General features: G+C 60.9%; 1 pseudogene. It reads left to right on the forward strand.

The features are described from left to right. Nucleotides 1-401 (forward strand): annotated as a pseudogene (locus AC0L18_RS32430) (IS5/IS1182 family transposase); the annotation flags it as partial. Nucleotides 402-425: the final 24 nt, after the last annotated feature.

Consider the following 425-nt stretch of genomic DNA (forward strand, 5'->3'; position numbering starts at 1 on the left):
GCAATCCCTATGACGGCCACACGCTCGCAGCGATCATCCCTGACATGGAAAAGACCATCGGCAACGAGATCAGCCGCATCCTCGCCGATGCCGGCTACCGCGGCCACAACGCGCCGCAAAGTCATAAGTTCAGGGTCTTCACCGCTGGTCAGAAGCGCCGCGTGACACCGGCCATCAAGCGCCAGATGCGGCGGCGATCGGCCGTCGAGCCGGTGATCGGCCACATCAAGAACGAACACAGAATGGGCCGCAATTACCTCGCTCACACCCAAGGCGATGCGATCAACGCCATCCTGGCCGCAGCCGGTTACAACTTCTCCCTCCTGCTCAGGTGGCTGAAGGCGTTTTTGTGGCTCTTGATCGCCGCGTTCCTGAACCGGCCGAAGCAGCTTGCCGCTTAGCGATCAAGATTGTTCACGGTCGAC

Source organism: Mesorhizobium sp. WSM4819 (genome assembly GCF_055811215.1).